Here is a 21218-nt window from a genome sequence, read left to right as displayed (position 1 = left end):
TCATCGTCCGTAGACCGGCGTCGGGGGTGCGGGCGCGGGGCCGAGCGGCTCGGCGAGCCAGCGGTTGTAGATCGTCTTCCACTCGCCGTCGGCCTCGAGATCGGCGATGACCCTGTTGACGTAGCGGGCGAGGTAGACGTCGGCCTTGTTGACGCCCAGGCCGTAGGGCTCGACGGTGATGGCCTTGGCGCTCGTGACGACGGTGTTGGGGTCCTGCGCGGCGAGACCCGCGAGCACCGTGTCGTCACCGGTGATGGCGTCGGCCTTGCCCTGCTGGAGCAGCACGAGGCACCCCGTGTGGGTGCCCGCCGTCACGACGACCGGCCCCGGCACCTGCTGGAGCTTGGTCAGTGAGGTCGTGGCGGTCGGGGCGCACACCCGCTTGCCCTTGAGGTCGGCGAGGCTGAGGTCCTTGGCGCCGGGCAGGGCCTTGCTGACGAGGACCTTCTGGCCGGAGCGGTAGTACTCGGCCGAGAAGCCGATGTCGTTCCAGCGCCCGCACGTCATCGACATGTTGCGGGCGACCATGTCGATCTCGCGGTCCTTGAGCAGTGGGATGCGGTCGGAGGCCGTGATGACGCGCAGCTGGACCTTGCTCGGGTCGCCGAAGATGGCCTTGGCGACGGCGCGTGCCATGTCGATGTCGAAGCCCTCGATGCCGCCGGTGAAGGCGTTGCGGGCCCCGAAGAGGTAGGTGTCGGCCGAGACCCCGACGGTGATGAAGCCCTTGTCGAGGATCTTGCGCATTGTGCTGTCAGTGATGTCGCCCCGGCTGGGAAGGCTCGGCAGCGGGTCGTAGGACTGAGTCGCGTTGGTGCACGTCGGCGCGGGCACGGCGGGCGCGCTGCTCGACGGCTTCGGTGCCGGGGTCGTCGGCAGCTGGGTCTCGGCGTACGTGACGCCGGAGCAGCCGGCGAGGGCGCCCAGCCCGGCCACGGCGACGAGGGTGGAGAGGCGACGCCGCAGCGTCGTCGTGAGCGTGCTCATCGGTACTCCTCGGTCCGCTGGCCGACTCCTCGGACGATGAGCCACGACGCGACGAGGGCCACGAGGGCGACGACGACGGCGACGAGCGGCGCGCTGCCGCCGAGGCCCTCAAGCGTCGTGACCGTGGCCTTGCTGGCGCTGTCGCGCGCCTGCGTCACGGCGACGTCGAAGGTGTCGAAGGTGTTGGCAGCGCCGCCGGCGGCCGTGCTCGTCGCGAGCTCGACCGCGTCGTCCCACCGGCCCCCGTTGTCGAGGGACCGCACCTTGACGTGGGCGTCCACGTAGGCTTGCCATGACCGCGTCAGCTCGGCGGACTCGTCGGTCTTCGCGAGGCCGGCGTCGACGGCCGTGCGGTTGGTCTTCCACGCGGCCTCGTTCGCCGCGCCGGACCCGCGCTTGATGAGGGTCAGGCTCTCGTTGGCGCGGGCGTCGTTGGCTGCCGTCGTCACGTTCGCCAGGGCCACGGCCCGCTCGTAGTCGCCGGCGGACACGTCACGGGTCGCCGTGCTGATGCCGGTGATGACGGTGGCGGTGACGAAGAGGGCCACGAGCAGCAGCGCGATCGCGCTGGTGAGCGACGGGTTGAGGTAGCGGTGCGTGCGCTTGGCGAGCCACACGGCGAGGGCCACGAGACCGATGAGCGAGACGACGCCGACGAGGAGCTGGACGCTCGAGTTGCTGCGCTCGAACTCCATCGTCGCCCGCTCCTCGTTGGCCGCGACCACCTGCTCGATGATGGGGATCGCGTCGGCTCGGAGCCCGGTGCTCGCCTGGGTGAGGTACTGCGCGCCGACGGGCAGGCCGAGTCGGTTGTTGGAGCGGGCCTGCTCGACGAGGGCGGCATAGGTCTGCACGCGCTGGGACAGCACTCCGAGGGCGCGGCCGTCGGCGGGCTGGGCGGCGGCCGCCTCGGCGATGCCTGCGGCGACGCGTCCCATCGCGCCTTCGTACTTGGCGCGTGACTCGGGCGACTCGAGACCGCCGACGAGGAAGGCGTTGGTGGCGACCGCGTCGGCACGCAGCAGGTCGACGTGGATCGACTGGGCGCGGACCACCTGGGCGCTGTTGTTAGCGGCGCGCTCGACCGCCGACTGCGACGCGAGCAGCGCGTTGACGCTGATCGCGCCGAGCAGGAGCGCCGCGAGGACACCGAGGAGGCCGAAGAGGCGCATCCGGCCGGGAGTGCCGTGCAGCAGCCGGCTGGCCACGCCCCGGGCGCCGGGGATGCCGCCGGACAGGCTGCCGGCGATGGTGCGCGGCTGCTGGCCCGCGGGCGCGCCGGACGACGCACCCGCCGGGATGGCGACGGGGATGTTCGTCGTCGGTGCGCTCATGCGGTGTCCTCGTGCTCGGTCGCGCTCGTGTCGTCCTGCTTGTCGTGCTCGTCGTGCTCGTTCGAGACTGCCTCATCGGTGCCCGCCGGACCATCAGGGTCTGCCCTGACGGCCGCCGGATCCTCGGGCGTCGCCTCCGGTCCACCCGGTGCCTGGCTCGTCGGCTCGGCCGGTGCGCCGGCGGGCTCGTCGGTGGGCTTGTCGTCGGATTCGTCGGTGAGTTCGTCAGTGAGTTGGTCGTCGGGTGCGTCGGGCTGGTCGGTGACGTCGTCTGCAGTGAGTAGACGCAGGTCGTCGCGGGTCGGCTCCGTCGCGTCCTTGAGCCGCCAGGCGTGCCGCCCGACCGCCTGCTCGAAGAGGTTGCGAGAGAAGCGGCCGTTGCCGAAGGCGGAGGTGCGCGGCGTGGCCTGCAGGATGTGGCGCACGCGGGTGCGGGCCTCGGTGGTCAGCTCGTAGTCGCTGCCACCCGCGATGGAGTCGAGGATGGCGAGCAGCTCGTCGTCGGAGTAGTCGTCGAACTCGATGGTCGTCGTGAACCGGCTGGCCAGGCCCGGGTTCTGGGCGATGAAGCGGACCATCGGGTCGGGGTAGCCGGCGACGATGACGACGAGGTCCTCGCGATGGTCCTCCATCTCCTTGACGAGGGTGTTGACCGCCTCTTCGGCGTACTGGTCGCCGGTCAGGGCGTAGGCCTCGTCGATGAAGAGCACTCCGCCGGTGGCCTTGGCGCAGACCTCTGCGGTCTTCATCGCGGTCTGCCCGACGTAGCCGGCGACGAGCTCACTGCGGTCGACCTCGACGAGCTGGCCGGTGGGGAGCAGCCCGAGCGCCTTGTAGATGCCACCGACGAGTCGCGCGACGGTCGTCTTCCCAGTGCCGGGGTTGCCGACGAAGATGAGGTGTCGGCTCATCTTCGGCGCCTTGAGGCCGGCGTGCGTGCGCATCTTCTCGACGGAGAGCAGGGCCACCTGGCGGTGGATCTCCTTCTTGACCCGCTCGAGGCCGATCATCGTGTCGAGCTCGGCGAGGAGCTCCTCGACCGACTTCTCGGGCTCGGCGGGCTTCTCCGGCTCGGTCGGAGGGTCCGTGGGGGCGGACGTGGCCGTCGCACCGGGTGCGGGTACTCCCGCCGGGTCGCCCTGAGGCGCAGGGCTGCCGGGGCGGACCAGCTCGAGGAGGCGGGGGTCGATCGGACCGGGGACGTTCGGTCGCATCGTGTCGGGGGAGCCGGAGCCCATCCCCGGTGAGCCGCCGAGAGGGCCTCCGGGCAGGCCGGGCAGGCCGGCCGAGGGGAGGCGTGCTGCGGCGAGGTAGGCGCCGGAGGCGGCGGACGCGTTGGCGATGACCCAGATGGGCGCCGTGCCGAGCATGACGGCGGACGAGGCCACCTCGGTCAACGCCTCGGCGTACTCGGCGGCGAGGGTGTGTCGGGAGGCGACGAGGGCGTCGAGGAGGTCGGTCGGGGCGCCGCGCCAGCGACGCCCCGACGAGGCGGCGTCGAAGAACGCCTCGTTGATCCGGGCGACGTCGGTGAGACCGGGGTGCGCGACCTCGGCCCAGGCGGGGGCCGCACCGGGCACGGACTCGGCCAGCGCGGCCGCGACACGCAGCCCCTCGTCACGGGCGGCGGCCGGGTCGAGGCCGGCCTCCGCGGCGACGTCGCTCAGCTGCTCCAGGCTCTCGGCGAGGCGTGACTCGTCGGTGGTCATGATCCGCACCCAGTCAGCACCCAGGTCGGCACTGAGGGTCGGCGTTCACGGTCGGCGTTCATGCATCACTCCGGCGGGGCCAGCGGGTGGGGGGACGGTGACGTGCTGACGGCGCCGGGCGGGTCCGCGGTTCCCGACGAGCCCGCGGCTCCCGACGAGCCCGACCCCGAGCCGGGCGGTGGCGCGACCTGCACGGGGTCCGGACCGAGCCCGAGCACGCCGCCTTCCGACGCCTGGCCGAACTTCTGCTCGAGGAACGCCCCGTGCACGATGATCGCCTCGGCGTCGGCACGGCATACGGCGTCGTAGACCTTGTCCATCGTCGTGCCGAGCAGGTCGAGCTGGTCGACGAGGAGCATGACGGAGCTCTTGCCCGCCGCGATGGGACGCGTGTCGGCCCAGTCGCGCGGCAGGCGCAGGTAGTTGCCGATGGCGACCGGCAGGTAGTCGGTGGCGGTGGCCATCACGCTGAAGCCCTGGCTGCTGCCGAGGCCGAGGTTGGACAGGCGCGGCAGGGTCTGGCGCACGATCCGGGTGACACGCAGCAGGCGCGAGAGCACGACGCCGGGCACCTTGCCCTCGCGGGCCTGGGCCTCGATGGCGTCGAGCGCCCCGAGGAGCTGCTCGGTGGTCGGTGGCCCCGAGCGCACGGGCTCGGGTGCCTCGGGCCTGTCCAACCCGAACCACGACCGGATTCCCACTGCGTTGTCCCCTCTGGTGTGTCACGCGCGCCGACCGTCGGCCGGCCACGCACATCCTGCTCCACGGGTCGCGCCACGGCGATCCCGCCTCACCTCACCCGCGCCGCGGGCCCGTCACCGGCTCCCGGTCGGGCTCCCATGCCCAGCCACCCTCATCGGCCGGAGCCGAGGTCGAGCAGCCCGGGAGCGGCGTTCTCGGCGCGGCGGGCGTCCTGCTTGGACACGCGGTCGAGGTAGCTGCGCGACTTGGCGACCTCGGTCTCGAGCGTGCCGATCGTCGCGGCCATGTTGTCGAGGGCCCGCACCTTGAACTGGTCGATGGTGTCCATCGTCTCGTAGATGTTGGCGAAGGCCTTCTGCAGAGACTCGATCGACAGCGTCGCGCTCGCCGACTGCTCCTGGATCCGGGCGGAGTTCTGCTTGAGCGCCTCCGACGTGCGCTCGATGATGCCCGAGGTCGTCGCGTTGAGGGCCGTGATCTGGTCGAGGACGAGCTGCTGGTTGTTGAGCGCCTGGGCCACGATGACGGCGGTGCGCAGGGCCGAGACGGTCGTCGTGGTCGCGCGGTCGACGCCCTTGATGAGCTCGATGTTGTTCTTGATGATGATGTCGATCGCGAGGTAGTTCTGGATCGAGACCGCGAGCTGGGTCAGCAGGTCCTGGTGCTTCTGGCGCACGTAGAAGAGGACGTCCTCGCGCAGCGCCTTGGCCCGCTCGGGGTCGGTCGCCTCGAGGGTCGCGACCTGGGCGGCGAGCTTGGCGTCGAGCCGCTCGGCGACGTAGACGTACTGGTTGAGCCGGCCCATCGACTCCCAGAGGTTCTTCTTCTCGAGGTTGAGGGCGACGTTGTCCTTGACGAGCTCGTCCTGCCCCGACTGGAGCGAGTGGAGGATGCCGTTGAGGTGGCTCTGGGCCGACTGGTACTTGCGGAAGTAGTCGGTGACCTTGTCGCCGAAGGGGATCATGCCGAGGAACTTCTTGGCGCCCGTGGCCTGCCCCGGGTCGAGGTCCTCGACGGTGCGCCGCAGGTCGAGCAGGGTCTTGCCGACCTTCGAGTTGCCCGAGAGGCCGCCCTCGTTGAGCGCCTTGACCGGCATCTGGAGCATCCGGTTGGACGACTCGGCGGCGAACCTGACCTCGTCGTTGCCCATGCTGCGCACGTCGGCGGCCTTGGTCTCCCACTCGGGCGAACGCGCCGCCGCCTTCGTCAGGGAGTCGAGGTAGGTGTCGACCTTGGCGTCGAGGCCGGGCAGCGCCGCCTCGGGGACGGCCGGTGCCATCTTCGGGGCGGCGGTCTCGGCGACGGCGGCCGTCGGCGCGGGAGCGGTGAGGATGAACGCGTCGCCGGGCGGCGGCTCGAGGGGAGCGACCTGGGCGGGCGCGGCTGCCTGGGCGGCGGGCTGGTCAGTCATGTGGAGCGGGTCCTTCCCTCGCGTGCCGGCCACGTCGGCGACGCGACCGAAGTCCCTCGCCCGTCGGCACCGCGGACGGCGCACGAATCACGCCTGCGGCGCGCTCGTCGGGCGTACGGCCACTCTACGTGCCGTGCGCCTGCGACGGGTGGGCGAACGCGTGGGTTCCCCTCCCCGGACGGCCCCCTCCGGGGAGGGAGCGGCCGCGGCTCGGAGTCAGGGGAGGTTACGAGCCGCGGCCGCGTGCGTGGGGCACCCACACTCGGAGAACGGATGGGGTTACCCGCCGGTTCCCAGCCCTAGGGCCGGGGCATCGGGCGGCTCAGTCGAACTGCCAGGAGCGCTTGCTCAGCCCGAACCAGAACCCGTCGATGACGCTCTTGTTGTCGAGACCGCCGGACTCGTAGGCGGCGCCGAGGGTCACGAAGAGCGGGGCGAAGTGCTCCGTCCGGGGGTGGGCCTCGTGGGCGGCCGGGGCCTTGTCGAGGAAGTCGAGCAGGCTGTCGACGTCCTGGGCCTTCATGGCCTCCTGGGCCCAGTGGTCGAACTCGGCGCTGGCGCGCGGGGGCAGGCCGTCGGCGCCGGCGTGCGGGTTGAACCAGCGCAGGTTGTGGGTCGTGAAGCCCGAGCCGACGATCATCGTGCCCTGGTCGCGCAGCGGTGCGAGGCGGCGGCCGATCTCGAAGAGCCCTCGCGGGTCGAGCGTCGGCATCGACATCTGCAGCACCGGCACGTCGGCGTCGGGGAACATCTCCTTGAGCGGGACGTACGCGCCGTGGTCGAGGCCGCGCGCCTCGTCGCGGTGCACCTGGTGACCCGGCCACGTCAGCAGCCGCGTCACGTCGTCGGCGAGCCCGGGGGCGGCGGGGGCGTCGTAGGTCACCTCGTAGTACCTCTGCGGGAAGCCCCAGAAGTCGTAGGTCAGCGGTGCGCCGGTCGTCGAGCCGAGGGTCGTCGGCGCGTCCTCCCAGTGCGCGGACACCATGAGGACGTTCGTGGGCTTCGGCAGGTCCGCGGACCATCCGGCGAGCTCGGCCGTCCAGCGCTCGTCGTCGGCGAGCGGCGGGGCGCCGTGGCTCAGGTAGAGGACGGGGGCGGACATGGCGGTTCCTTCCGAAGTTGTTGAAGTCTAAACTACCATGGGGAACGAGCGCTGACTCGCCATCATTCCCCGAGGGCGTATGCCGTGGGGCGCCTTTTCGACGCACCCGCGGCAGGTGACCCCGCCACTCACGCGAGCGAGCCGGGGACTCGGCCCGCGGCGGGCGGCATACGCCCTGTCCGGTGGATGTCGTGAGACCGCACTCGGCGCGGGCTGTTACGGTCGGTCCGCGTCCACGTCGGGGCAGCGACGAATCCGCTGCACGTGAGATGCGGGAAGTTGAAGGTGCACCATGGCCGCAGGCAAGGGCCGCAAGCTCGTCATCGTCGAGTCGCCCGCCAAGGCGAAGACCATCGCCGGCTACCTCGGAGGCGACTTCGAGGTCGAGGCGTCCGTCGGTCACATCCGTGACCTGCCCAACCCGTCCGAGCTGCCGGCCGACATGAAGAAGGGCCCGTTCGGCAAGTTCGCCGTCGACGTCGACAACGGCTTCGAGCCGTACTACGTCGTCGACCCGGACAAGAAGAAGAAGGTCGCCGAGCTCAAGCGGCTCCTCAAGGACGCCAGCGAGCTCTACCTCGCCACCGATGAGGACCGCGAGGGCGAGGCCATCGCGTGGCACCTGCTCGAGGCGCTCAAGCCGCGGGTCCCGGTCAAGCGCATGGTGTTCCACGAGATCACCCGCGAGGCGATCCAGCGGGCCGTCAACGACACCCGCGAGATCGACACCGCGATGGTCGACGCCCAGGAGACCCGCCGCATCCTCGACCGCCTCTACGGCTACGAGGTCAGCCCGGTCCTGTGGCGCAAGGTCCGCCAGGGGCTGTCGGCCGGCCGCGTCCAGTCCGTCGCGACCCGCATGGTCGTCGAGCGCGAGCGCGAGCGCATGGCGTTCGTCCGCTCCTCCTACTGGGACGTCGAGGGCGACTTCACGCCCGACTCCGCCAGCCAGCAGTTCACGGCGCGGCTCTCGTCCGTCGACGGTGTGCGCGTGGCCTCCGGTCGCGACTTCGCCGACGACGGTCGCCTCACCGGCAAGGGTGTCGTCCACCTCGACGAGGCGCTCGCGACGCGGATCGCCGAGGCGTGCCTGCCGCTGACGGCGCGGGTCACCGACGTCCAGGAGAAGCCCTACACCCGCCGCCCGTCGGCGCCGTTCACGACCTCGACGCTCCAGCAGGAGGCCTCGCGCAAGCTGCGGATGTCGTCCAAGAACGCGATGCGCGTGGCGCAGCGGCTCTACGAGAACGGCTACATCACCTACATGCGTACCGACAGCACGACGCTGTCGGACGCCGCGATGACCGCCGCGCGCAGCCAGGCCCGCGACATGTACGGCGCCGAGTACGTCCCCGACAGCCCGCGCCGCTACGAGAAGAAGGTCAAGAACGCGCAGGAGGCCCACGAGGCCATCCGCCCCGCCGGTGACCGCTTCCGCTCGCCGGCCCAGGTCGCCGGCTCCCTGCGCGGTGAGGAGTTCGCGCTCTACGAGCTGATCTGGAAGCGCACCGTGGCCTCGCAGATGGCCGACGCCCGCGGCTCGACCGCCACCGTCAAGCTCGCCGTCGACACGGCGCTCGAGGGTGCGCAGTCCGTCGAGTTCAGCGCGAGCGGCACCGTCATCACCTTCAAGGGCTTCCTCGCGGCCTACGAGGAGGGCCGGGACGACGAGTCCGCCGCCCGCGCCGATGCCGCCGCCGAGGAGCGCCGTCTTCCGAAGCTCTCGGCCGGGGTGGCCCTCGAGGTCGTGCGCGCCGAGGCCGACGGCCACGAGACGAGCCCGCCCGCCCGCTTCACCGAGGCGACCCTCGTCAAGGCCATGGAGGAGCGCGGCATCGGCCGCCCCTCGACGTACGCCTCGACGATCGGCACCATCCAGGACCGCGGCTACGTCTTCACCAAGGGCCAGGCGCTCGTGCCGACGTGGCTCGCGTTCGCCGTGACGCGCCTGCTCGAGGAGCACTTCGGCAACCTCGTCGACTACGAGTTCACCGCCTCGATGGAGGAGGACCTCGACCGCATCGCCAACGGCGAGGAGGGTCGCGTCGAGTGGCTGAAGCGCTTCTACTTCGGCGAGGAAGCCACGTCGGCCGCAGGGCTGCGCAGCCTCGTCGAGGACCTCGGCGAGATCGACGCCAAGGAGATCAGCACGATCCCCATCGGTGACGGCATGGTCGTGCGCGTCGGCCGCTACGGCCCCTACGTCGAAGAGATCGTGCCCGCGGGCGTCGACCTCGCGACGGGCGAGGTCGCCGACGGCGCCGAGGTGTCGGCCACGCCGCGCCGCGCGACGATCACCGACGACATCGCCCCCGACGAGATGACGCCCGAGAAGGCGCGCGAGCTGCTCGAGGTCGCCGCCGACGACGGCAAGGTGCTCGGCAAGGACCCCGAGACCGGTCGCGAGATCATCGCCCGCGCCGGCCGCTACGGGCCCTACGTCACCGAGGTCATCGAGGACGACGACGGTGCGAACGGTGCCGACAAGCCGAAGGCCAAGAAGGCCGCGAAGGTCAAGCCGCGCACGGCCTCGCTCTTCAAGGACATGGAGCTCGCGACCCTGACGATCGACGACGCGCTCAAGCTGCTCTCGCTGCCGCGCGTCCTCGGCGCCGATGCCGAGGGCGTCGAGATCACGGCGCAGAACGGTCGTTACGGTCCGTACCTCAAGAAGGGCACCGACTCGCGGTCGCTGACGACGGAGCAGCAGCTCTTCGACATCACCCTCGACGAGGCGCTCGCCATCTACGCCCAGCCCAAGCAGCGCGGCCGGGCCGCGGCCGCCCCGCCCCTCAAGGAGCTCGGCGCCGACCCCGTCAGCGGCAAGCCGGTCGTGGTCAAGGACGGCCGCTTCGGTCCGTACGTCACCGACGGCGAGACCAACGCGACGCTGCGCAAGGACGACGACCCGGAGGCGATCACGCCGGAGCGGGGCTTCGAGCTGCTCGCCGAGAAGCGCGCCAAGGGCCCGACGACCCGCAAGCGGGCCGTGAAGAAGACGGCGAAGAAGACCGCGAAGAAGGCGACGACGCGCACGACGAAGAAGGCCACCGCCAAGAAGGCCTGACCCACCCGTCGAGTGAGCGCTCCGTCCCACTCGAGTGAGCGCTCCGTCCCACACGTCTGGGACGGGGCGCTCACTCGTCTGTGGCCGAGCGCTCACTCGAGTGGCCCGTTCGAGTGGCCCGTTCGAGTGGCCCATTCGAGTGGCCCATTCGGTATGCCGTGTGGTGGTCCTGCCGCGCACGGCGTCGTCGCGCTAGCGTCGGGTCGTGATCGAGACCCGACGTCTGGGACCCGCCGACCGGGACCGGTGGGAGGTGCTCTTCCGCGCGTACATCCGCTTCTACGAGCGCGAGCTCGGCCACGCGGCATACGACAGGGCGTGGCACGAGATCGCCTCTGACACAAGGCTGCACGGGATCGGAGCGTGGCTCGACGGCGAGCTCGTCGGGATCACCCACTTCCTCGTGCACCCCAGCTCGAGCGAGCCAGACCTCTGCTACCTCGAGGACCTCTTCACCGACCCGGCGACGCGTGGTCGGGGTGCGGCGAGCGCCCTCATCGCGGCCGTGCGTGACTGGGCACGCGAGCACGGCTGCGGCAGCGTCTACTGGCAGACCCACGAGTCGAACGCCGTCGCGCGGCGGCTCTACGACGAGGTCGCGACGTTCGAGGGCTACGTCGTCTACACGCTGCCGGTCGCGCCCCGTGGCTCTGGTGACGGGAACGTCGGCCCGCGGTGAGAGGCTGATCCCATGTCAACCGTTGTCTTCGTCCACGCCCACCCCGACGACGAGGCCTCGCAGTCCGCCGGATCGATGGCGCGGGCCGTCAGCGAGGGCCACCGCGTCGTGCTCGTCGTCGCCACCAACGGTGACCACGGCGACGCCCCTGACGACCTCGCCGACGGCGAGACCGTCGTCGAGCGGCGTCGGGCCGAGGCGGCCGCCTCCAACGCGGTCATCGGCACCCACCGCGTCGAGTTCCTCGGCTACGGCGACTCCGGCATGACCGGGTGGGCGCAGAACGACCACGAGGAGAGCTTCGCCCGGGCCGACACGGAGGAGGCGGCGCAGCGCCTCGCGGCGGTCCTGCGCGAGGAGGAGGCCGACGTCGTCGTCGGCTACGACTGGCACGGGGGCTACGGCCACCCCGACCACGTCAAGGTGCACGCCGTGACGAAGCGGGCCGCCGAGCTCGCGGGTACGCCCCGCTACCTCGAGGGCTCGATGAACCGCGACGCGATGATCCGGTCGCACCAGGCCGCGATGGCGGCGGGCCTCGACGTGGGGGAGTGGGACCCCAGCCAGCCCATGGACGACGGCAACCCGCTCGGCAGCCTCGAGAGCGAGCTGCACTGGGCGTGCGACGTCAGCGAGTTCCTCGAGGTCAAGCGCTCGGCGCTCAAGGCGCACGCGAGCCAGTCCGACGCGCAGGGGATGCTCCAGATGCCCGTCGAGATGTTCGCCGTGGCCTTCGCGTGGGAGCACTACATCGAGCCCGGGCGCCCCGACGGGATGGTGGCCGGTTGGTTCCTCGACGGGTGACCGTCCGGTAACCTACTCGCGGTAACAATGCCGTTTCCTCCGGAGGGACCCCCGATGCCCGAGATCGACTTCACGACCGCCACCGCCGACGAGCTCGCCGCCGTCGAGCCCGGCGAGTTCATCCGCATCGTCAAGGAGATGTCCGACAAGGACGTCAGGGAGGTCATGGAGAGCGCCAACCGCGGCCCGATCGTCGACGCGATCTTCCGTCGCATGCCCGAGCTCTTCCGCCCCGACCGGGCGGGCTCGACGACCGCGACGACGCACTGGAGCATCACCGGCCGCCCCGACGGTGGCGCCGACGAGTGGACCGTGCGCTTCGCCGACGGCACGTGCACCTCGGTGCCCGGCCACGACGGCGACTCGACACTGTCCCTCGCCATGTCGCCCGTCGACTTCACCAAGGTCATCACCAAGAGCGGCAACCCGGTCATGATGTTCATGACCGGCAAGATCAAGGCCAAGGGCGACCTCGGGCTCGCCGCCAACATCGCGAACTTCTTCGACATCCCCAAGGCCTGAGGCTCGTCGTGGTGGAGTTCTCGCTCGCCCTGAACGACGACCAGACCGAGCTGCGGACTGGGTGCACGGCTTCGCCGCCGACGTCGTGCGCCCCGCCGCCTCCGAGTGGGACGCGAGGGAGGAGACGCCCTGGCCGGTCATCCAGGAGGCCGCGAAGAACGGCCTCTACGGCTTCGAGTTCCTGGCCCAGTGCTGGTCCGACCCGACCGGCATCTCGATCAACCTCGCCAACGAGGAGCTCTTCTGGGGTGACGCGGGCATCGGCATGTCGATCTTCGGCACGACCCTCGCGGTGGCCGCGATCTACGGCTCGGGCACCCCCGACCAGATGGTCGAGTGGCTGCCCCAGTGCTACGGCGACGCCGACGACCCGAAGCTCGGGGCCTTCGCGACGACCGAGCCGCAGGCCGGCTCCGACGTCGGCGCCATGCGCACGAGGGCCCGCTACGACGAGGCCACCGACGAGTGGGTCCTGGGCGGGCAGAAGGCCTACATCACCAACGGCGGCATCGCCAACGTCCACGTCGTGACGGCCGTCGTCGACCCCGACCTCGGCTCTCGCGGGCAGGCCGCCTTCATCGTCCCGCCCGGCACCCCGGGTCTGCAGGGCGCCAAGAAGCTGCGCAAGCTCGGTCTGCGCGCCTCGCACACCGCCGACGTCTTCCTCGACGACGTGCGCGTGCCGGGGTCGTGCCTGCTGGGCGGCAAGGACAAGCTCGACGAGCGCCTCGCCCGCGCCCGCGAGGGCGCGTCCTCGACCGGGCAGGCGGCGATGCGGACGTTCGAGATCTCACGGCCCACGGTCGGCGCGCAGGCGCTCGGGATCGCCAGGGCGGCCTACGAGTACGCCCTCGACTACGCCAAGGACCGCGTCGCGTTCGGGCGGCCGATCATCGAGAACCAGGCGATCGCCTTCGCCCTCGCCGACATGCGCACCGAGATCGACGCCGCACGTCTGCTCGTCTGGCGGGCGTCCTGGATGGGGCGCACGAACCAGCCGTTCACCGCGGCCGAGGGCTCGATGAGCAAGCTCAAGGCCGGCGAGGTCGCGGTCGCCGTGACCGACAAGGCGGTGCAGATCCTCGGCGGGGCCGGATACGTCACCGACCACCCCGTGGAGCGGTGGTCGCGCGACGCGAAGATCTACACGATCTTCGAGGGCACGTCCGAGATCCAGCGCCTCGTCATCGCCCGTGCCATCAGCGGGGTCCGCATCCACTGACCAGCTCACGTCACGTCGAAAGGCCGGCTCTCGTGAACGAGAACCGGCCTCTCGACGGTGTCGGGTGCTGTGTTTGCCGCGGCCTTCGGCCGAACGACGAGGCTAGACGACGAGGTTGAGCAGGAGCACGAGGACGAGCCCGGTCACCGACAGGATCGTCTCCATCACCGACCAGGTCTTGATGGTCTGGCCGACCTTGAGGCCGAAGTACTCCTTGACGAGCCAGAAGCCGGCGTCGTTGACGTGAGAGAAGAACACCGAGCCGGCGCCGATGGCGAGGACCATGAGCGAGACCCCGTTGGTGGACATGCCCGCTGCGAGCGGCGCGAGGATTCCCGAGGCGGTGACCGTGGCCACCGTGGCCGAGCCGGTGGCCAGACGGATGAGCACCGCGACGAGCCAGGCGAGCAGGAGCACCGACAGGCCGCTGCCCGCGATCCAGTCGGCGACGAGCTGGCCGATGCCGGTGTCGACGAGGGTCTGCTTGAACCCGCCACCGGCCGCCACGATGAGGATGATGCCGGCGATCGGGCCGAGCGAGGACTCGAGGGAGGAGCTGACCTGCTTGACGCCCATCCCGGCGCCGCGGCCCAGGGTGAACATCGCGAGGATGACGGCGATGAGCAGCGCGACGAGCGGCGTTCCGAGGAAGTCGAGGACGGTGCGGGCGGCGGTGCCCTTGTCGGCGAGGATGTCGGCCAGGGCCTTGCCCATCATGAGGACGACGGGCGTCAGGACGGTGAGCATCGTGATGCCGAACGACGGGCGAGGGCCGTTGTCCGACTCCCGCGCCTCGAACAGGTCCGGCGCGGGGACGTCGACCCAACGACCTGCGAGACGCGCGAACCACGGGCCGGCGATCGCGATGGTCGGGATGGCGACGAGGATGCCGAAGCCGAGCGTCACGCCGAGGTTGGCCTTGAGGGCGTCGATGGCCACCAGCGGGCCGGGGTGGGGCGGCACGAGTCCGTGCATGGCCGAGAGGCCGGCGAGGGCGGGGATGCCGACGCGGACCACGGACTGCTGGGAGCGGCGTGCGACGAGGAAGATGACCGGCATCAGCAGGACGAGGCCGATCTCGAAGAACATCGGCAGGCCGATGATGGCGCCGACCGCGGCCATCGCCCAGGGCAGCGACCGTGTGCCGCTGCGGCCGATGATCGTGTCGACGATCTCGTCGGCGCCACCCGAGTCGGCGAGCAGCTTGCCGAACATCGCGCCGAGCGCGATGAGGATGCCCACGCCGGCAGCCGTGCTGCCGAAGCCCTTCGAGTAGCTGTCGACCACGTCCGCCATCGGGACGCCGGCGACGGCGCCGACGGTGAGCGCTCCCAGGGTCAGCGAGAGGAAGGGGTGCAGCTTGAAGCGCACGATGAGGACGACGAGCACGGCGATGCCGAGCAGCGCGGCGGGCACGAGGCGTCCGGCCGGGATGTCGGGCGGCGGCGTGTCGGCGGTCAGGGCCGAGAGGGGGAGCAGGGAGAGCAGGTCGGCGGTCATGGGCGGGTCGCTTCCGGGTCGCGAGAGTCGATGAGGGTGAGGGACTGGGTGACGAGGTCGTCGACCGGCTGGTCGACGTCGAGGACGGCTCCGCGCTCGCCCGGCTCGAGCGGCTCGAGGGTCGCGAACTGCGACTCGACGAGCGCCGTGGGCATGAAGTGTCCGGGCCGGCCGGCGACGCGGGCGGCGATGACGTCGGGGTCCCCGTGCAGGTGGACGAAGACGACGTGGGGCGCCGCGGCCGCGAGGACGTCGCGGTAGGCGCGCTTCAGGGCCGAGCAGCTGGCCACCCCACCGCTCTGCGCGTGCTCGCCGAGCCAGACGGCGATGGTGGCGAGCCACGGGCCGCGGTCGTCGTCCGTCAGCGGCATGCCGGCCGACATCTTGTCGATGTTGGCCTGGGGGTGGAAGTCGTCGGCGTCCGCGAAGGGGACGCGCAGGCGCTGTGCGAGGGCCGCGCCGACGGTGGTCTTGCCCGAGCCGGACACCCCCATGACGACGACCAGGGGAGGTGGGTTGTGCTGCATGTCTCCGTGACTCCTTCGTCCGGCTCGAACGACGTCTTCGTCGAGTCGCTCGCACTAGGGTGCAACAACAAGAACGTCTTATCAAGACCTGACCGTTAATAAAACTGTTTTAAGTGTGGGTCGGCTCGATGACGACTGCCGTGTGTCAGGCTGTGGCTGTGCCCACGGACCGTCGCCCCGCCCTGCATGCGAGCGTGCTCGATGACCTCGGCCGACAGGTCGCCACCGGAGAGCTCGCCCCGGGCACCGTGCTGCGCATCGACCAGCTGGACGAGCGCTACGGGGTGTCCCGGTCCGTCGTGCGCGAGGCCGTCCGGGTCCTCGACTCGATGGGACTCGTCGAGGCCCGCAAGCGCGTCGGCGTGCGCGTCCTGCCCAGCACGTCGTGGAACGTCTTCGACCCGCGCGTCATCCGGTGGCGCCTCGACGGGCCGGGGCGTGAGCAGCAGCTGCTCTCCCTCGGCGACGTGCGCCGAGGCGTCGAGCCCGTCGCGGCCGAGCTCGCCGCCGCCCGGGCGACCCCCGACCAGTGCGGGGCCCTCATGGGCGCCGTCATGCAGATGGCGGTGCACGCCAAGTCGGGCGACCTCGAGGCCTACCTCGTGGCCGACCAGCTCTTCCACTCGACCCTGCTCGCCGCCTCCGGCAACGAGATGCTCGCGGCCCTGTCCGACGTCGTCGGCGAGGTGCTCGCCGGCCGCACCCACCACGACCTCATGCCGACCACGCCGAACCCCCTCGCGGTCCGCCTGCACGGTGACGTCGCCGAGGCGGTCCAGTCCGGCGACGGTGCCGCCGCCGCGGCTGCCATGCAGGCCATCATCACCGAGGCCAGTGACGCGCTGCGCGACGCCGAGAGCCAGTAGCGGCAGGTTGCCGCGCCGGCCGGCCGGGGCGTGTGCCGTGCAGCCGGCCGCGTGCCCACGGCACGTCCGCGCCGACGCGCGTGACGGCATACGACACAGCGCCCACCCGGCCCGTGAGGTCGAGTGGGCGCTGCCGGGTGGCGCTGCGCTCAGGAGAGGGCGTCGATGATCTGGTTGAAGGTCTTCGACGGGCGCATGACCGAGGCGACCTTGGCCGCGTCGGGACGGTAGTAGCCGCCGATGTCGACCGGGTGTCCCTGGGCGTCGACGAGCTCCCGGGAGATCGTGTCGATGTTGTCGACGAGGGCCTGCGCCACGGGGCCGAACGTCTCGGCCAGCGCTGCGTCGTCGGTCTGCCGGGCGAGCTCCTGGGCCCAGTAGAGGGCCAGCCACACGTGGCTTCCGCGGTTGTCGATCTGGCCGACCTTGCGCGCCGGGCCCTTGTTCTCGTCGAGGAGCGTGCCGGTGGCACGGTCGAGGGTCTCGCCGAGCACCCGCGCGCGGGCGTTGTCGGTGACGTCGGCGAGGTGCTCGAAGCTGACGGCCAGGGCGAGGAACTCTCCGAGGCTGTCCCAGCGGAGGTAGTTCTCCTGGACGAGCTGCTGCACGTGCTTCGGGGCCGAGCCGCCGGCGCCGGTCTCGAAGAGGCCACCGCCGTTGATGAGCGGGACGACCGACAGCATCTTGGCCGAGGTGCCGAGCTCGAGGATCGGGAAGAGGTCGGTGAGGTAGTCGCGCAGCACGTTGCCGGTGACCGAGATCGTGTCCTCGCCCTTGCGGATGCGCCCGAGGGAGTAGGCGATCGCGTCGGTCGGCTTCATGATCTCGATGGTCAGGCCGTCGGTGTCGTGCTCGGTGAGGTACTCGTTCACCTTGGTGATGAGGTTCGCGTCGTGGGCGCGGTCGGCGTCGAGCCAGAAGATCGCCGGCGTGCCGGTGGCGCGAGCGCGGGTGACGGCGAGCTTGACCCAGTCACGGATGGGCACGTCCTTCGTCTGGCAGGCTCGCCAGATGTCGCCCGCCGAGACGGCGTGCTCGAGCAGGGTCGTGCCCGAGGAGTCGACGACGCGCACGGTGCCGTCCGCCGGGATCTCGAACGTCTTGTCGTGGCTGCCGTACTCCTCGGCGGCCTGCGCCATGAGCCCGACGTTGGAGACCGAGCCCATCGTCGACGGGTCGTAGGCGCCGTTGGTGCGGCAGTCGTCGAGGACGACCTGGTAGATGCCGGCGTACGAGCTGTCCGGCAGCACGGCGAGCGTGTCCTGCTCGCCCCCCTCGCGGTTCCACATGTGGCCCGACGTGCGGATCATCGCCGGCATCGACGCGTCGACGATGACGTCGCTCGGGACGTGGAGGTTGGTGATGCCCTTGTTCGAGTCGACCATCGCGATGGCGGGGCCCTCCTCGAAGCCCTGGGCGACCGCGGCCTCGACCTCGGCGCGCTCGTCGGCGGGCAGGCCCTCGACGGCCTTGAGCACGGCGCCGAGCCCGTCGTTGGGGGATGCCCCCACGGAGGCCAGCGCGCCGGCATACGTCTCGAAGACGTCGGGGAAGAAGGCGCGCACGACGTGACCGAAGATGATCGGGTCGGAGACCTTCATCATCGTGGCCTTGAGGTGCACCGAGAAGAGGACGCCCTCGGCCTTGGCCCGGGCGACCTGCTCGGAGAGGAAGTCACGCAGCTTCGCGACGTCCATGAACGTCGCGTCGACGACCTCGCCGGCGAGGACGGGGATCGACTCCTTGAGGACGGTGGTGGACCCGTCGGCGCCGACGAGCTCGACGCGCAGCGTGTCGTCGGCAGGCAGGACGACGGACGTCTCGTTGTGGCGGAAGTCGTCGGCACCCATCGTTGCGACGTTGGTCTTGGAGTCGGCGCTCCACGCGCCCATCGAGTGCGGGTGCTTGCGCGCGTAGCTCTTCACCGACGCCGGGGCACGGCGGTCCGAGTTGCCTTCCCGCAGAACGGGGTTGACGGCCGAACCCTTGATCTTGTCGTATGCCGCCCGAGCCGCCTTCTCCTCGTCGGTGGACGGAGTGTCGGGGTAGTCGGGCAGGGCGTAGCCCGCGGCCTGGAGCTCGGCGACGGCGGCCTTGAGCTGCGGGATCGACGCCGAGACGTTGGGGAGCTTGATGATGTTGGCCTCGGGCGTCTTGGCGAGCGCTCCGAGCTCGGCCAGGGCGTCACCGATCCGCTGCTCCGGCTTCAGGGCGTCGGGGAACGCGGCGATGATGCGACCCGAGAGTGAGATGTCACGCGTCTCGACCTCGACGCCGGCCTGCTTGGCGAAGGCCGAGACGATGGGCAGCAGCGAGGCCGTGGCCAGGGCGGGCGCCTCGTCCGTGTGCGTGTAGATGATTGTCGAGTCCAACGCGGGTGCTCCGTTCGGGTTGCTGTTCGTGCCGAGATCCGGTCTTCGAGGATCCCCGAATAAATCTTGATGTCAAGATATCCGATGCGGGGCGACCGTGGGGCCGCCGTCCCATCCTGCCGGGGTGGCCTGCGCCACGCCAGAGACCCCCGGCCTAGGCTGGAGCGGGTGAGCACCGACCCGCGCAGCGCCGCCGACGTCCCGGGCACCGACGGCGTGATCGACCCCGTCACCGCCCGCCACCTGCACCACCTCCTCGCGACCGAGCAGCGCCGTGGTCGCCTGCCCTCGGTCGCCGCCGGGATCGTGCGTGGCGGCGCTCTCGTGTGGTCCGACGCCATCGGCACTCTCGACGGCCGCCTCGGCGGGCAGCCGGCCGACGCCGACACGCAGTACCGGATGGGCTCCATCACGAAGACCTTCGTGGCCGTGGCTGTCATGCGCCTGCGCGATGCCGGCCGGGTCGACCTGCTCGACCGGTTCGAGGACCACGTGCCCGGCTCGCGGTTCGGCGGGGCAACGATCGCCCAGCTGCTCTCGCACGGGGGCGGGGTGCAGGCCGAGACGAACGGCCCGTGGTGGGAGCGGACGCCCGGGGGTGACTGGGAGTCGCTCGCGGGCGGCGTCGCGGGATCACCTGTGGGGCAGCGCTTCCGGGCCGGTCGACGATTCCACTACACGAATGTCGGCTTCGCGGCCCTGGGCGAGCTCCTGGCCCGGGCGCACGGGGTCGACTGGTTCGAGGTCGTCCGGCGCGGCCTGCTCGACCCGCTCGGCATGTCCCGGACGACGACCCGCCCCAGCGGCCGGGCCGCGCAGGGTCTTGCGGTGCACCCCTTCGCCGACGTCCTGCTGCCCGAGCCCGAGCACGACGCGGGCGCGATGGCCCCCGCCGGGCAGCTCTGGACCACGGTGCAGGACCTGGCGCGCTGGGCCACGTTCGCCGGGGGCGACACGGCCGAGCTCCTGTCGTCCGACACCCTCGCCGAGATGTACGAGCCCCACACGATCAACGACAACCCCGGCCAGCCCTGGACCACCGCCCACGGGCTCGGCTGGCAGGTCTGGAACGTCGACGGCACGAGGTATGCCGGCCACGGCGGCTCGATGCCCGGTTTCCTCGCGGGCCTGCGCGTCGAGATCGAGAGCGGTGACGGTGTCGTCGTGGTCACCAACACGACGAGCGGCATGGGCCAGATCGCCCCCGAGCTGCTCGCGGCGTTCGTCGCGCGCGAGCCACGAGCGCCGGAGCCGTGGTTCGCATCGGGGGACCCGTCGGCCCTCGAGCTCGTCGGAACGTGGCACTGGGGGCCGTCGGTGTCCATGGCGAAGGTCGTCGGAGAGCATCTCGTGCTCGGTGAGCCCGGCCAGGCCCGCGGCTCGCGCTTCGTCGCGGACGGCCCCGACGTCTGGGTGGGGCTGGACGGCTACTACACGGGCGAGCCGCTTCGGGTCGTGCGTGCCGCCGACGGCACGCCGTCGCACCTCGACCTCGCGTCGTTCCGCTTCACGCGTACGCCCTACGACCCGGCCGGCGACGTGCCGGGCGGGGTCGCCGCGGACGGCTGGCGCTAGTGCCGGCGTCTCCCGACCTGTCCCGGCTCGTGTGGCCGCGGCTCACCGATCGCCTCCTGCTGCGCCCGCTGACGCTCGACGACGTCGATGCCGTGCATGCCTACCGCTGCCTGCCCGAGGTCGTCGTCCACCTCAGCCATGACGTCCTGACCCACGACGAGGTGCGCGAGCGCATCGCCCAGCGCATCGAGCGCGGTCGGCCCGGTGCGGTCCAGCCGCTGCTCGCGCTCGCCGTCGAGGAGCGGCGCACGGGTCGTACGGGTCGTGTCGTCGGTGACGTCATGATGCGGCTCGAGCCGTGCCACAGCATCGGCCGCGCGCCGGCGCAGGAGTGGGAGGGGACGATCGGCTACGCGCTGCACCCCGACGTCCAGGGTCGCGGCCTGGCGGCCGAGGCGGCCGCTGAGCTGCTCGTCATCGGCTTCCGCGACCTGGGGCTGCGCCGGATCACCGCTGATGCCTATGCCGACAACATCGCCTCGAACCGGGTGCTGCGCCGCATCGGCATGCGGCACGAGGCCACGATCCGGGCCAAGTCGCTGGGCAAGGACGGCACCTGGCTCGACGACAACACGTGGGGCCTGCTCCGCGAGGAATGGCCGGTCTGAGCGGCGGAGCGCGACGCCGAAGCCGGATGCCTCTCGCCATGCAGATGTGGGCCACGCACCGGAAGGGAGTCCGGCGCGCGGCCCACGATCTGCCTCGATCGACGGGGAGGGCATCGATCGCGACCGCAACGGGCTGTCGAGGGGTGGCGGTGTCAAACGGTGACTGCGGGGTCTGGACGACGAGGCTTCCGCTGAGGCATCTGCCTCGTATGTCCATGGTTTGTCGAAGGT

The 21218-nt window shown here is 71.1% G+C and carries 17 protein-coding genes; 8 read left to right on the top strand and 9 right to left on the bottom strand.

Annotation, left to right across the window (positions count from 1 at the left end):
- The 6 genes from H283_RS0119325 to H283_RS0119300 form a co-directional block, all read right to left on the bottom strand.
- Entirely contained in the window at window positions 1-987 is a 987-nt protein-coding gene (locus tag H283_RS0119325; RefSeq protein WP_020145175.1) for a glutamate ABC transporter substrate-binding protein, read from the bottom strand.
- Entirely contained in the window at window positions 984-2321 is a 1338-nt protein-coding gene (locus H283_RS0119320; protein WP_020145174.1) for a hypothetical protein, read from the bottom strand. Before H283_RS0119320 ends, H283_RS0119325 begins: the two co-directional genes overlap by 4 nt.
- Window positions 2318-4030 carry an AAA family ATPase gene (locus H283_RS0119315; RefSeq protein ID WP_043650220.1) on the bottom strand — a complete coding sequence of 571 codons (1713 nt, stop codon included), beginning with the start codon at window positions 4028-4030 and terminating at the stop codon, window positions 2318-2320. The genes H283_RS0119320 and H283_RS0119315 overlap by 4 nt, the downstream gene beginning before the upstream one ends.
- 65 nt (window positions 4031-4095) lie before the next feature.
- The gene (locus H283_RS25775) at window positions 4096-4680 is read right to left on the bottom strand and encodes a hypothetical protein (RefSeq protein WP_020145172.1); all 585 of its coding nucleotides are present in this window, start codon (window positions 4678-4680) and stop codon (window positions 4096-4098) included.
- Window positions 4681-4883: 203 nt separating this feature from the next.
- Entirely contained in the window at window positions 4884-6143 is a 1260-nt protein-coding gene (locus tag H283_RS0119305; protein WP_043650217.1) for a toxic anion resistance protein, read from the bottom strand.
- Window positions 6144-6465: 322 nt separating this feature from the next.
- The gene (locus tag H283_RS0119300) at window positions 6466-7245 is read right to left on the bottom strand and encodes a dioxygenase (protein ID WP_020145170.1); all 780 of its coding nucleotides are present in this window, start codon (window positions 7243-7245) and stop codon (window positions 6466-6468) included.
- A 292-nt stretch (window positions 7246-7537) separates the two neighbouring features.
- Here H283_RS0119300 and topA point away from each other — a divergent pair, with 292 nt between their 5' ends.
- The 5 genes from topA to H283_RS25770 all read left to right on the top strand — a co-directional run bounded on the left by topA (window position 7538) and on the right by H283_RS25770 (window position 13539).
- Entirely contained in the window at window positions 7538-10312 is a 2775-nt protein-coding gene (gene topA, locus H283_RS0119295; RefSeq protein ID WP_020145169.1) for a type I DNA topoisomerase, read from the top strand.
- Between the two features lie 205 nt (window positions 10313-10517).
- Window positions 10518-10991 carry a GNAT family N-acetyltransferase gene (locus H283_RS0119290; protein WP_020145168.1) on the top strand — a complete coding sequence of 158 codons (474 nt, stop codon included), beginning with the start codon at window positions 10518-10520 and terminating at the stop codon, window positions 10989-10991.
- Between the two features lie 12 nt (window positions 10992-11003).
- On the top strand, window positions 11004-11795 hold the full coding sequence (locus tag H283_RS0119285) for a PIG-L deacetylase family protein (RefSeq protein WP_020145167.1): 792 nt from the start codon (window positions 11004-11006) through the stop codon (window positions 11793-11795).
- A 54-nt stretch (window positions 11796-11849) separates the two neighbouring features.
- Window positions 11850-12317: an SCP2 sterol-binding domain-containing protein gene (locus tag H283_RS0119280; RefSeq protein WP_020145166.1), complete on the top strand. Its 468-nt coding sequence runs from the start codon at window positions 11850-11852 to the stop codon at window positions 12315-12317.
- A 61-nt stretch (window positions 12318-12378) separates the two neighbouring features.
- Entirely contained in the window at window positions 12379-13539 is a 1161-nt protein-coding gene (locus H283_RS25770; protein ID WP_020145165.1) for an acyl-CoA dehydrogenase family protein, read from the top strand.
- Window positions 13540-13641: 102 nt separating this feature from the next.
- Here the strand turns inward: H283_RS25770 and H283_RS0119270 are convergent, their stop codons facing one another.
- Together H283_RS0119270 and H283_RS0119265 are read right to left on the bottom strand one after the other, a co-directional pair.
- A complete protein-coding gene (locus tag H283_RS0119270) occupies window positions 13642-15039 on the bottom strand; it encodes a GntP family permease (protein WP_020145164.1) in 1398 nt (465 codons plus the stop codon).
- Window positions 15036-15566 (bottom strand): gluconokinase, encoded by a 531-nt coding sequence (locus H283_RS0119265; RefSeq protein ID WP_020145163.1) that lies wholly within the window; start codon window positions 15564-15566, stop codon window positions 15036-15038. The genes H283_RS0119270 and H283_RS0119265 overlap by 4 nt, the downstream gene beginning before the upstream one ends.
- Before the next feature lie 158 nt (window positions 15567-15724).
- On the opposite strand from H283_RS0119265, the gene H283_RS0119260 reads away from it, so the two are divergent.
- Entirely contained in the window at window positions 15725-16432 is a 708-nt protein-coding gene (locus H283_RS0119260; protein WP_020145162.1) for a FadR/GntR family transcriptional regulator, read from the top strand.
- A gap of 149 nt (window positions 16433-16581) precedes the next feature.
- Here H283_RS0119260 and H283_RS0119255 read toward each other — a convergent pair whose 3' ends face one another.
- Window positions 16582-18804, bottom strand: coding sequence for an NADP-dependent isocitrate dehydrogenase (locus tag H283_RS0119255; protein WP_020145161.1), 2223 nt, complete (start codon window positions 18802-18804; stop codon window positions 16582-16584).
- A gap of 168 nt (window positions 18805-18972) precedes the next feature.
- Between H283_RS0119255 and H283_RS0119250 the strand changes: the two genes are divergently transcribed.
- Together H283_RS0119250 and H283_RS0119245 are read left to right on the top strand one after the other, a co-directional pair.
- The gene (locus H283_RS0119250) at window positions 18973-20379 is read left to right on the top strand and encodes a serine hydrolase (protein WP_020145160.1); all 1407 of its coding nucleotides are present in this window, start codon (window positions 18973-18975) and stop codon (window positions 20377-20379) included.
- Complete coding sequence (locus tag H283_RS0119245) at window positions 20379-20987, top strand: GNAT family N-acetyltransferase (protein ID WP_020145159.1); 609 nt, start codon at window positions 20379-20381, stop codon at window positions 20985-20987. Before H283_RS0119250 ends, H283_RS0119245 begins: the two co-directional genes overlap by 1 nt.
- Window positions 20988-21218: the final 231 nt, after the last annotated feature.

It is taken from the genome of Terracoccus sp. 273MFTsu3.1 (assembly GCF_000383675.1).
Classification (GTDB): Bacteria; Actinomycetota; Actinomycetes; order Actinomycetales; family Dermatophilaceae; genus Terrabacter.
The sequence above is the reverse complement of the archived record's forward strand: the minus strand, read 5'-3'. Positions and strand labels throughout refer to the sequence as shown.

Bases quoted from the DNA above. Each gene is read 5' to 3' on its own strand.
- H283_RS0119325 (WP_020145175.1), bottom strand. From the start codon at position 987: ATGAGCACGCTCACGACGACGCTGCGGCGTCGCCTCTCCACCCTCGTC.
- H283_RS0119320 (WP_020145174.1), bottom strand. From the start codon at position 2,321: ATGAGCGCACCGACGACGAACATCCCCGTCGCCATCCCGGCGGGTGCG.
- H283_RS0119315 (WP_043650220.1), bottom strand. From the start codon at position 4,030: ATGACCACCGACGAGTCACGCCTCGCCGAGAGCCTGGAGCAGCTGAGC.
- H283_RS0119305 (WP_043650217.1), bottom strand. From the start codon at position 6,143: ATGACTGACCAGCCCGCCGCCCAGGCAGCCGCGCCCGCCCAGGTCGCT.
- H283_RS0119300 (WP_020145170.1), bottom strand. From the start codon at position 7,245: ATGTCCGCCCCCGTCCTCTACCTGAGCCACGGCGCCCCGCCGCTCGCC.
- topA (WP_020145169.1), top strand. From the start codon at position 7,538: ATGGCCGCAGGCAAGGGCCGCAAGCTCGTCATCGTCGAGTCGCCCGCC.
- H283_RS0119285 (WP_020145167.1), top strand. From the start codon at position 11,004: ATGTCAACCGTTGTCTTCGTCCACGCCCACCCCGACGACGAGGCCTCG.
- H283_RS0119280 (WP_020145166.1), top strand. From the start codon at position 11,850: ATGCCCGAGATCGACTTCACGACCGCCACCGCCGACGAGCTCGCCGCC.
- H283_RS0119270 (WP_020145164.1), bottom strand. From the start codon at position 15,039: ATGACCGCCGACCTGCTCTCCCTGCTCCCCCTCTCGGCCCTGACCGCC.
- H283_RS0119265 (WP_020145163.1), bottom strand. From the start codon at position 15,566: ATGCAGCACAACCCACCTCCCCTGGTCGTCGTCATGGGGGTGTCCGGC.